The following is an 11,806-nucleotide window of genomic DNA, read 5'->3' as shown; positions in this document are numbered from 1 at the left end:
ATATTCTTGCCCTGTATTCAATTATGTTAAATTCTCGGCGCGCTGCATTTGTCTGACCGTTTCCCGTATGCCGTCAGTCAAGGATATTTCGGGTTTCCAGCTCGAAATGTTCTTGAACCTTTCATTGTCCAAACAGCTTCGGTAGATATCTCCTTCACGTGGCTCTCCATAAACAGGCTTAAGCTCACTGCCCATTTCACTTGCCATAATCCGGTACAGGTCATTCACGGTAATTTCCTCATTGGAGCTCACGTTGTAAACCCCGTCTTCTACCTGCAATGCGGCACAATTGGCACGTGCAATGTCCTCCACATAAATAAAGTCGCGGGTCTGTCCACCATCACCAAATATGGAAACAGGCTCTCCATTGAGCAGCTTATCCAAAAAGATCTTAATGACTCCGCCTTCTCCGTCCTTTGTCTGCTTCGGACCATAAATATTGGAATAGCGGAGAATGGAATAGCCGATATCATTTGCCTGACAAAAAGCCGAAACATACATCTCGCACGAAGCCTTGGAGACGCCATACGGAGCGGTTGGCACCAGGTGTTCACCTTCTTTGAGCGGTACCTGTTCATTGTTGCCATAAACGGCTGCTGTGGAGGCAAAAACAAACTTCTTCACGGAAAGCGACCGGGCCAATTCCAGCATCCGTACTGTTCCCTCAATGTTCAATTGCATGTCGTTCAGGGGATCGGCGACAGAAGACGGCACACTGGTCTGGGCCGCCAGGTGGATGATGGCCTCGATCCCGTAAGGCTCCAGCACCTCTTTTAGCGAGGGATCCAGGATGTCGCCCTTTATGATCACATCATCCAATTGGACATTGGCTGTGCTGCCTGTTAGAAAATTATCCAGCAGAATCGGGTTGTACCCCTCATTTTTCAAAGCCTTTTTCGTAAAAGTGCCGACAAATCCGGCACCGCCTGTAATCAATACATTCATGCTTTTCCCTCCGCTAATACCTGAGTTTTAGTTTGCGAATGACTTTCTTATAGAATTGCAGATCGCTTTTCTTTACGAGCAAAAAACGGTGATATGGTTCGTTCGTGACTTTTTTGTAAAGAAAGATTTTGACCACAAAGCTGACAAAATACGTAATGGTCGCCGAAAGAGCGGCACCGCTTAAACCAAACTTCGGTATAAGAACCACGTTTAGAAGCAGGTTAAACAGCACGTTAAAGATGGATAGATACATGTTCAATTCCGGCTTTCCTCTTCCCGCGATGTCGTTGGACAAAATCTTTTCAACGGAAAGCAATGCGACACCCGGCAAAATGATTCGAAGCAGGTTTGCACTGTTTTCATACTGCTCGCCAAACAGTGTGACAATCAAATCTTTTGCGATAAGCGTCCCGGCCAAAGCGATAACAAACGTGATCGCCAAAATATTCCTCGATACCAGGGAGGTCAAATGGTTCCGTTCTTCTTCCGTTTCGATGGCAGCAATTTTCGGGTAAAGTACATTTGACACCGATGCCGCAAAAATGGCAAGTCTCTCCCCAATATTCATCGCCGTAACATAAATCCCCACTGCCGAATCCACCATGAAGAAACCGATAAGGAAGATAACAATGCGGTAGTTCAGAAAGCTGGCAAAGTTACTGATATGTGCTTTCAAACCGTATTTCACTGACTTGCGAAAGTACTCCCATGAAAACCCCCGAATATCAAAGCGCAATTTATGCCTTTTCTTCAGCTGGTACACCATGTAGATCACGTTAATCAGGTTCCCGGCTATAAACGCCATGATGGCGCCTTCCAGACCAAGCCGGAAGATCAGTACAAAAATGGCCACAAAGGTCAAAATACCAAGCTGGTTGACCACCATCGCAGTGTTGAACAGCTTAAAGTCCTGCAGCCCCTGAAACACCGTCTGGAAATATTCACGCAAAAACATGAATGGCAGGGCAAGCAGGCATAAGTACAAGAGAAGATGCGGCGTATGACTGAAGAACTTATCCGAAAAAAAGTAGATAACGACCGCACCGACAACTATGCTGACAAGGCTCAGCAAAGTTCCGATAATAATATTATTGTTGTAGACGGTATTGAGCTTAACCTCCCCTTTACTGATGTAATAAATGGTGGAGGTGTTGATGCCCAGCGTCAAAAAGGTGAGCAATACCGTAGGAAGAAGGGTGATCAGCGAGTATTTACCCTGCCCTGCGGGGCCCAGAATCCGGGCAAGCACCACCAGCAGGAGAATACCGATCACGATGTTCGTCACCTGTCTCGAAAACGTCAAGAAACTGTTTCTGACAAAGCTTCGGTTGCCGTCGCTCATATCACGAACCGCTCCCATTCTTTACACTAATTAAAAATCTGTGGTAATTCTTTTCGGCATTGTATTCCTGTTCCCATTTACCATAGGCATGGTCACGATAGGTTTGTTTTTGCTCAAGTGGCAGCGCCGCAAATTTCTCAATATAACCCGCCAGTTCTTTTGCAGAGACATCAGAGGGGATCAGAAAGCCATTGCTTTCATCGACCAGTTCCCGGACCCCGCCTACATCCGTTGCAATAACGGGAATTCCTGTACTGAAAGCTTCCATAATCGTCACCGGAATTCCTTCACTTGCGCTGACATTAACAAAAAGGTCCACCGGACTGGTCCTGTAAAATTCGAAGATCTGCTGCTGCGTCCAGTGCCCCTTGAAATCAATGGCAATGTGGTCATCCAGTTCTTCCTTTGCTTTTCTTTCCAGCTGTTCACGCTCTTCGCCATCCCCGATATGAGTCCAGTGGACCGGAATGGTTGTCTGCTTTAAAGCATCAACAAGCAGGTCCAGCCGTTTCACAGGCTTCACATACGAACAGGTTACAATCCTCAATATACCGTCGCCTGATGGTGAAGACTTAAATCCTGGTTTTTCTGTACCCAAACGGTGAACAAGAAGATTAGCTTCTTCACCGGAATACTTGCCTTCCAAAAATTTTTTTCCATCCTCAGAGATGATATTCACTGAATTCAACGCATTAATCACCCGTTCCTGAAACGGAAGATAAGGAGGTGAATGCCTGTAATCATATACATCTCCGCCGTGCGCCCGCGAAACTGCCAGAAGTTCCGGATAGGTTTCCTTCAGCATAGCCAGCGCAACAGCAGCCGGCGTCAGCCAATAGGAGTAAAACACGGCATTCTTTATTTCGAACTCCGGATCATTGAGCCACTTTTTCTTTAGTTCATCACGAATTCTGAGGGCATGACTTAGCCAGTTGGCCAGCTGCATCAGCCCTTTGCTTCCAAATGCCCTGGCTTTTGGAAGCTCTGCTGAAAGCCAGCGGCGTCCCTGGGGATCGGCGGTTACACTGTAAAAGGTATGAATATACTTTTTCGTGCCTCCCGGTCTTCCCGGTATGGAGTGCAGTCCAATATGATCAGGAACACTCCGCACTTCCCCGCTCCCGTTGACTGAAGCAATATCTATTTTCTCAAATAGGTTCGCCATATACTTCATTTCGGTTTCCAAGAACTGCTCCCCGGGCAGATAGGGATAACGGTTGGTTATAAGAATCATGTGCGTTCTTGCTGTTTCATTCACGTTTTGCAATGTGTTCACCATCCTTGATATCCATGCTGCTTTCTTCATTCTTTCCAAAAACAAGCCCGTATAAGGCCGTTCTCTTAATCTTTCGAAGGCCATTTTCATTTGTGAAACCTTACTTTTTCCGTAAGGAGGCCTGAATTCTTATGATAGGGGGTTAATGTTAACGCACCTTAAATTTTTCATGAAACTTTTGTAAAATAATGCGTGATTAGGCTTTACAACACCAATATTCTTCATTAATATGTAATATTCTTTATAATTTTTTTATTGAATTTACACAACTTTAAAGGTATCTTTATTGTATGCTTCCATAAATTTACGTTCCTTATGTCGAGGCTATTCGACAAGGGACCGGAAGATTGTCTGTTGTTCCATCAGTAAACGAACCACATTATTAACTCATATAGATAGAAGAAGAGATAAAAAGGAGAATATAATAGATGGACCGTCAACAAATTCGGAAAAAGAAGAAGAAAAAAAGACGCATCAAGTTTATCGTCTTTCCACTGCTTCTTATTCTATTAGGAACAGTCGGTTTCGGATCTTATTTAACGTATAAATTAGCGAATGCTTCAACAAAAGCGCAAGAGACGCTCTCAAGGGGAGGAAAGTCGAATCTCCGCCTTAATGCCATTGACCCTGGCAAAGATAACTTTTCTGTTCTGATCGCAGGTATTGACGACAGTAAACACCGGAAAGGCGAAAAGGGATTTGAAGGCAACCGTACCGATGCCCTCATTTTAGCCACCTTTAACCGGGAAAATAAATCCGTAAGAATGGTCAGCATACCGCGTGATTCCTACGTTCAGATACCCGGACGGATCAACAAGGATAAAATTACACATGCACATGCCTATGGCGGCATCGACCTTACTGTTGATACCGTGGAACATTTGTTTAATCTGCCGGTAGACTACTATGTACGCGTTAACTTTGACGCTTTCTTGCAAATTGTAGACACGCTAGGCGGCGTGGATGTGGATGTGAAAAAGAAAATCGTGGAGCAGGACAGCAAAGACCGTCCGAAAGCCATTACCATTGAACCCGGCAAGCAGAGGCTGAACCCTGAGGAAGCTCTTGCTTATGCCCGTACCCGTCATGCCGACTCTGATATCATGCGGGGAGACAGGCAAAAACAGATCGTGGAAGCCATCATTAAAGAATCCACACAAATCAAGTCCATTCCAAAGTATGGCCAGCTGATTGAAAACGTCGGAGACAATATGTCCACAAACTTCACACTCGGCAACATGGTTGCGCTCCTTAAATACGCGAAATCAGTAGACAACATCGAGTCGCTGAGCCTGAAAGGAAGCGACGCAAGAATCAATAATATCTATTATTATTCCTTGGACGAGCAATCTGTACTTGAGGTTCAAAATAAATTGAAGGAACACCTAAACTACAAGGGAACAGGAACAGGAACAGCAAATACAAGTTCAGACAATAGTACCAATTAGAAATAAAGCTGGCCGTCATGGCCGGCTTTTTCTTTTTCCGCTTATTGAAATAACTGGATTTTTACCCCTAATTTTCAAAACAAAGATCATTTGACATTTTTCGACAAAGCCATTAAGCTTTTAAGATAGTTAGAGAACGGGTATAGACTTAGGTTGCATAAATTTTAAACTACAGATAGAAAACAGGGGGATTTGAAAATTGAGTAAAAATATGATTATTCGTGCCGGAATGGCACCGTACGACAATTATGATCCAACAAAGATTATTATGAACAATTCCATCGGTGGAAATGTGGGTAACCTGGTGTATCAATACAGTGCATTCCGTACCCTAATGACTGAGGGAACAACCATTACACCGGACCATTATGACTATGATTCTAAGTATGCGGATGAGATCAACGAAAAGTACGATGCGTACATTATTCCTTTGGCAGATGCCTTCCGTGAGGACTTTGTCCCCTCATTGCGCAAATATACCAAGTTAATCAAAAAGCTGAAGATTCCAGTGGTTGTGATCGGCGTTGGACTTCGTGCGCCGTTTGAGCCGAAACTCGATGAAAGCTTCTCTTTTGATGAAGATGTCAAAGCTTTTGTGAGCGCGGTATTGGAAAAGTCATCCATTATTGGATTGCGCGGCCAAATTACATCTGATTATCTTACAAGACTCGGCTTCCGTGAAGGAACGGATCATACGGTTATTGGCTGTCCTTCCATGTATGCGTATGGACGGGAACTTAAAATACGCGAGACAAACATCACGCCAGATTCTATAGTAAGTGTTAACTCTTCACGCCTGTCACCTAAGAACGTGCTTGATTTTATCGACCGAAGCATGAATCAGTTCCCAAATCATTATTTTATCCCTCAGTGGATGAAAGAAATGGTCATGACGTATGTGGGTGCTCCTTCGGTATCCGACGCGAAGGACAGCTATCCGAACCGAATGTCCCACCCATTATACCTGGAAGACCGTGTCCGTTATCCGCTTAATGCCACCGGCTGGTTTGATTTCCTTAAACAAGCCGACTTAAGCTTCGGCGCGAGACTGCACGGAAACATTGCCGCTGTTCTGGCAGGAACACCAAGCATCCTCATTCCAAAGGATGCACGTATGAGAGAGCTGGCTGAATACCATAACCTTACTCATATTATGGCCAATGAAATTACCGAGCAAACCAATATAATGGATCTTGTCGAAACGCTTGATTTCCAATCCGTAACCAAAAATCAAGGTCAAAACTTCGATCATTATATTGATTTCCTTAACAAGAATAATCTTGATCATATCTATAAAGAAACAATGACTCCTTCTTCTGTACCACTCGATGACAAAATGGCCCAAATCAAGGTTCGTCCTCCGATTGGCACCATTACGGGCTGCACGAAAGAAGAGATGGCTAAGCGCTGGGAAAGCTATTATCCAAAAGTGAACGAAAAAGCTGAAAAGGCCAAGAAGAAACTGACAGCGAAAATCAGCGAAAAAGATAAAATCATTAAAAAGCAGCGCGGAACACTAAACCGTAAAAGTGTAAAACTGGCATTAAAAGTAGCCGACATCGTAAAATAACAAAAACGCCCCATTTCTGGGGCGTTTTTTCTTTTATTTAAGCAAAGAAACGGTCGACGACCCGGCTCGCTGCACCGCCATCTTCAAGGCTGCAGTATTTCTCATGAAAAGCCGCATATCGCTCACTGTAGTCATGCTTAACCGTTTCTATATTTTTAATGGACTGTGTCACTTGGTCGGATGTTCTCAGCAGCGGCCCGGGTGCTTCCTTTTCAAAATCCATATAAAAGCCCCGCAGCTGATCACGGTACATCTCAAAATCGTACGTAAAGAAGAGGATCGGCCGCTTCATATTCGCAAAGTCAAACATGACCGAGGAATAATCAGTGATCAAAATGTCAGTCACGAGATACAAATCCTGAATATCAGGATAGCTTGAGACATTGTAGACGAAGCTCTTATATTCTTCAGGAATGGATACCTTGTTGCTGACAACTACATGCATTCGGAGCAGGAGCACATAGTCATCCCCCAGCTCGTGCTGCATTTGTTCAAAATCGAATTGCAGTTCAAAGGTGAATTTATTGTTTTTGGACGTTTGATTGTCCCGAAAGGTCGGTGCATACAGAATGACCTTTTTATCTTCCGGTATGCTTAACCGCTGACGGATGCTTTCTGCCACCTGGCTTCGGTCATCCCTGTAAAAAATGTCGTTTCGCGGATATCCGACCTCGAGCATCTCGCCATTGTAGCGGAACGCGCTTCTAAACGCCTGAGTGGCATATGGACTTGGGGAAATCAGATAGTCCCATGTCTTGGTTGCCTTATGCACACGTTCGACATATCCTTCGTCCCGGCCTTCCACCTGTTCAATATCAAAAAGCATCTTCTTCAGAGGTGTCCCGTGCCAGGTTTGGATATAAGTCGTTTGCTTCCGTTTTCCGAGATAGGTCGGGAAGTTCTGATTGTTAACCCAGTACTTTGCTTTTGCAAGATAGTAATAATAGCTTGGGCTAAGCCGTTTAACAACTTTTGTGTCAGGGTCCATGAACATGCCTTTTTGATTGTAGATCCAAACCTTTTTATAGTTGAGTCCACGCCTGAGAATTTCCTCATAAATGGCCCGCGGGCTGTCCGCATACTGCTTCCCTACCCCGCTTTCAAAAACAATCAGATTTTCATCAACCGGAAGGAATCGCTGTGCCATTTTATAAAAGAAACGCATGGACGGATAATAATATTTGCTTCTGCGGTACCTTCGGAAAAAGGCCTGAATGAGTTCATCATCCTCCAACGCACGGAACCAGTGCTTTTTCGCGGGGAATTCCGCAACCGCTTCATAAATACGGTCATTATGATGACGGTCCCTGTATTTCAAAAATTTGTACGAACGCCTGATGTATTGTTCTTCTGCAGCAAAGTCACGTTCTCCGTATTTTTTCACCTCTGAAAGAATCTCCTCAGCATCGAGTACGATTTTCCCTGGCAAATCATTTTCCAGATCAAGGTGTGACGGCCGTTTTCCGATAAAGCGGTTTTGGTCAAACTGATAATACAGAATTGGTTTATGAAGAAAGCTGAAATCAAACCCGACCGATGAATAATCGGTAATCATCATGGCGCTTTCCTTCAGCAGCCGCTGAACATCTACTTCTCCCTGGCTGATCACACGCACTGGGGAGCCGGTAAAATAAGAGGTGAATTTCTGCATGTTGGGATGCAGACAAAACACGATCTCAAAATTCAGCGAAGCCGCCAATTGATGAAGCTCTGGATGATTGATAAGCTCCCGGTAGCGTTCAAAATACTCACTTTCGATGAAGACTTCATCGGTGATAATCCAGTCCCGCCAGGTTGGAATAATTAACAGCTGCCGTTTTTTCTCAACATCTTCAGCGAGCAGGCTGTCAAACCTTGAAAGCCCGGTAATGGCCACATCGTTTGGATTGTAGCCAAAATCATGGACAATCATATTTTTTTCAAAGTCTGAGCTGACCAAAAACAGGTCGGTATCAAATCCCGGCGCCTGTTTCCCATAGTTGGCCACCATATTTTTGGTCCCCATGACTCCATGCTGCAAAAAGATTTTTGTGGCTTTTATGGCTTTTTTATACTGTTTGGTTCGCAATGGATACAAATAATCCGGATGATGCGAACCGATCACTTTTTGTGCCATAAAGGTATGGAAAATGTGTTCCTTTGATTTAAAGTAAAGAATGTTGCCGAGTGCTTCCACATTTCTTAATTCCGGGGAATCCTTCTCGATCACATAATACACATCCTGCTGCGGATGCTGCTTTCGTACATAGTTGAAGAAGTGGTATCCTGTATCCTGCGCTTTATAGGGGCGCTCCCCCACCAGCCATATGTTTCGTTTTTTATAAAATGGCCGCAGAAGCCATGCCCAGCGCTTGATTCTTCTGAGGTACTCGTAGGTGCTCTTCTCGAATTCATCCACTTGAAGTGAAAGATTAAACCCTTTAAAGGTAAAATAAGGCGCGAGGGCATACGTTTTTTCGCCTGCCCTGGCATAGCCATCCCTCAAAAAATACTTAACCTGGAATCTTGGCCGGCCAATTCTGACAAGAACCGGCGGATGAGGAAAGCCAAAGCTCAGTTCAAAGTAGAAATCATAAATATCCTGGCCGTACATCGGATCATTAAACAACGGCTCGAAATCCACATTCACTCCATATTTGTAGCGGTGCATTCCGAACTTCAGCCGCGTTTCTTCCTGCATCTTTTCAACTTCAGCCGGAAGCCGTTTTTCCACATTGGTATCACGGCCCTTTAACAGCAATTGAATGCTTTTGATGCCCGCATCCCTTGTGAAAAGTTTTCCGTTAAAAGAGAGCTTGTCCTTTCGGAAGTACATCTCATCAATCTGCACCTTCGGCTTTATGTTGACCATTCCGCGGGTCACAAAAGACACGTTTCCTTTTTTTGTAACATAAAGATATGAACTTAAGCCTTCTTCGGATTGAAAAGGTATAAATTCCATATAGTCCATTTCAGCAAATCGGCCGAGACGGATGGGGTAGCAAACATCCTGCCCGCCATCTTCCCGGGGATAAAAAACTGCCTGGTCCATCTTTCCTTCCAGGAAGTCCTCCTTTACCTCTTCAGCAGGCCGCTGTATTCCCAGGTACAGATCAAAGTTCATTCGTTCTTCACCGGGAAAACTGGAATCGATGTCGCTCACACGGATATCAAACGAAAAACTGGAGGACGGATTAATTTCTGCCACCTTCATCATCTCTCCGGTATTCCGTGATAAAAACAGAAGCTCCCTGACGAGGGCATGTGTTCCCAGCTGTCCCTGAACGGTGACCTTCTCCTCCGTTTGGCTGATTATCAAACGTTTCTTAAATGTCTTTCTTTTGCCAACCTTTTTTTCTGGCCGCAGCATATGTATGATTCGATTTAAAATGCCCGTTCGACTTTTCATTCTTCCATTCTCCCTCTATCACTTTGGTTCACAGGTGTAAGCGCATACTTGCGGTATATCAGAAAAAGGGTGCCTGACGTCTTTATGAACGCAGCACCCGTTCTCTTCAACAAAGGCTTTCTCCGAGCTTGTTACTTTGCAGATGAGGTTTGCAGCTTGTCTCCAGGCTTGTTCTGGCCGCTCTGCTTAAGCTGTACTTGTTGCTTGAAGCGTTTCTTCTCTTCCTTGGACATGGCTTTGTATTCCTTGAGAAATTCCTGATATTTCGGAAGAATTTCTTTCATTGGCCCGTAGGCACGAACTTCACCATATTCCAGCCAAAGAATCTTTTCACAGAACTTTTTCACCTGGCCCATGGAATGGCTGATGAAGAAGATGGTTTTGCCCTGTTCTTTAAATTCGTTCATCTTGTCCAGGCATTTATCAGCGAAAGTTTGGTCACCTACCGACAAGGCTTCGTCAATAACGAGGATATCCGGGTTTACTGTCACCGAAATGGCGAATCCAAGGCGCGACTTCATTCCGCTTGAGTATTTTTTTACTGGCTGGTCAATGAACTTTCCGATCTCGGCAAATTCAATGATTTCCGGTTCAAGCCGTTTAATGTCCTGCTTGCTGAAGCCAAGCATCAAACATTTCAGCTCTATGTTTTCCCGTCCGGTCAGCTCGTTATTTAAACCTGAAGCAATCGCGATCAGTGAGACTTCTCCATTTAATTCAATCGTCCCTGATGTGGGCGGAATAATCCCGGATATAAGGTTGGACAAGGTTGACTTTCCTGACCCGTTCACACCGACAATCCCGATGACATCACCCTGATTCGCTTCAAAGCTGATATTTTGAATCGCATAAAAGTCCTCGCCATAGCCCTTTGGCAAAATAATATCGAGCAGCTTTTCGGCCGGCTTTTTATACATCTTATATTTTTTTGTAACATCGCGTACGATAACGGTTTGGTTACTCATGTCCATCTCTCCTGTATTCTTACAAGTAATCCACGAATCGGTTTCTTAATTTCACGTGGAGTGCGGAACCGATTATGAACAGAACCAGAACAAAGCCCCAGAAATACAGCGTGTGTTCCCAATGTTCAAAAAACCATGCCCTGCTTAACATAGCGTCCCGGTATCCTTCAACAATATAACTAAAAGGATTCCCTTTTAAAATAAGATTAATGAATTCAGGAAGTTTCTTAGGATCTGGAACCCATAAAATCGGTGTAACGTAAAACAGCATCCGCATAATTGACTGTACAAACATCTGGACGTCACGAACGATTGTAGAAAGGGTCGACGTGATCAGTGACAGTGAAAAGACAAGTGCTATAGCTGCCAACATATAGTAGGGAAGCTGCAGGTAATAAAGCGAAATCTTTCCGTGATCCGTGAACTGAAAGATGACGGCGATCAATGCGAGCAGCATCACATTCGGATAGAATATCGAAAAAATGACATAGCTCGGAATGACACTTAACGGAAAGTTCATCTTGGCGATAATCTTGATGCGGGTATAGATCGCTTTAGAGCCGTTTAGAATTGCCGGACTGATAAAGAACCAGACGATAATCCCCGAGACCAGCCATTGCAGGAAGGGAACCTCATGTCCTGCTGTTCCCACGCTTCTTCCCTGCCGGATTCCCATCCCAAACACCATCCAGTATACAGCTACCTGAATGGCCGGATTGATGACCTCCCAAAGCATTCCCAAATAGTTGTTATTATTCTTTATCTTAAGCTCATACATCGATAGACGAATCATGAGGTAGAAGCTGTTGATTTGTTCATTTAATACTTTAAAAGCTGAAATCATTGTTTGTAATCCTCTCCCAAAGAGATTG

The 11,806-nt window shown here is 44.3% G+C and carries 8 protein-coding genes; 2 read left to right on the top strand and 6 right to left on the bottom strand.

Annotation, left to right across the window (positions count from 1 at the left end; genetic code table 11):
- Nucleotides 1–21: 21 nt before the first annotated feature.
- From QYB97_RS16575 to QYB97_RS16565, 3 genes are read right to left on the bottom strand one after another with little or no spacing between them, the layout of a single operon-like run.
- Nucleotides 22–945 carry an NAD-dependent epimerase/dehydratase family protein gene (locus tag QYB97_RS16575; protein WP_301167131.1) on the bottom strand — a complete coding sequence of 308 codons (924 nt, stop codon included), beginning with the start codon at nt 943–945 and terminating at the stop codon, nt 22–24.
- Between the two features lie 13 nt (nt 946–958).
- Nucleotides 959–2,287: a flippase gene (locus tag QYB97_RS16570; protein WP_301167130.1), complete on the bottom strand. Its 1,329-nt coding sequence runs from the start codon at nt 2,285–2,287 to the stop codon at nt 959–961.
- A 1-nt stretch (nt 2,288) separates the two neighbouring features.
- On the bottom strand, nt 2,289–3,545 hold the full coding sequence (locus QYB97_RS16565; RefSeq protein ID WP_301167249.1) for a glycosyltransferase: 1,257 nt from the start codon (nt 3,543–3,545) through the stop codon (nt 2,289–2,291).
- A 446-nt stretch (nt 3,546–3,991) separates the two neighbouring features.
- On the opposite strand from QYB97_RS16565, the gene QYB97_RS16560 reads away from it, so the two are divergent.
- The gene (locus tag QYB97_RS16560) at nt 3,992–5,011 is read left to right on the top strand and encodes an LCP family protein (RefSeq protein WP_301167129.1); all 1,020 of its coding nucleotides are present in this window, start codon (nt 3,992–3,994) and stop codon (nt 5,009–5,011) included.
- Nucleotides 5,012–5,222: 211 nt separating this feature from the next.
- On the top strand, nt 5,223–6,581 hold the full coding sequence (locus tag QYB97_RS16555) for a polysaccharide pyruvyl transferase family protein (RefSeq protein ID WP_301167248.1): 1,359 nt from the start codon (nt 5,223–5,225) through the stop codon (nt 6,579–6,581).
- A 37-nt stretch (nt 6,582–6,618) separates the two neighbouring features.
- On the opposite strand, the gene QYB97_RS16550 is transcribed toward QYB97_RS16555, so the two are convergent.
- The 3 genes from QYB97_RS16550 to QYB97_RS16540 all read right to left on the bottom strand — a co-directional run bounded on the left by QYB97_RS16550 (nt 6,619) and on the right by QYB97_RS16540 (nt 11,778).
- Entirely contained in the window at nt 6,619–9,969 is a 3,351-nt protein-coding gene (locus QYB97_RS16550) for a CDP-glycerol glycerophosphotransferase family protein (protein ID WP_301167128.1), read from the bottom strand.
- Nucleotides 9,970–10,100: 131 nt separating this feature from the next.
- Complete coding sequence (tagH, locus tag QYB97_RS16545; protein ID WP_301167127.1) at nt 10,101–10,934, bottom strand: teichoic acids export ABC transporter ATP-binding subunit TagH; 834 nt, start codon at nt 10,932–10,934, stop codon at nt 10,101–10,103.
- Nucleotides 10,935–10,953: 19 nt separating this feature from the next.
- Nucleotides 10,954–11,778, bottom strand: a complete 825-nt coding sequence (locus QYB97_RS16540) for an ABC transporter permease (protein ID WP_301167126.1) — start codon at nt 11,776–11,778, stop codon at nt 10,954–10,956.
- Nucleotides 11,779–11,806 lie beyond the last annotated feature (28 nt).

The organism is Fictibacillus fluitans, from assembly GCF_030418125.1.
Taxonomy (GTDB): domain Bacteria; phylum Bacillota; class Bacilli; order Bacillales; family Fictibacillaceae; genus Fictibacillus_C; species Fictibacillus_C fluitans.
The sequence above is the reverse complement of the archived record's forward strand: the minus strand, read 5'-3'. Positions and strand labels throughout refer to the sequence as shown.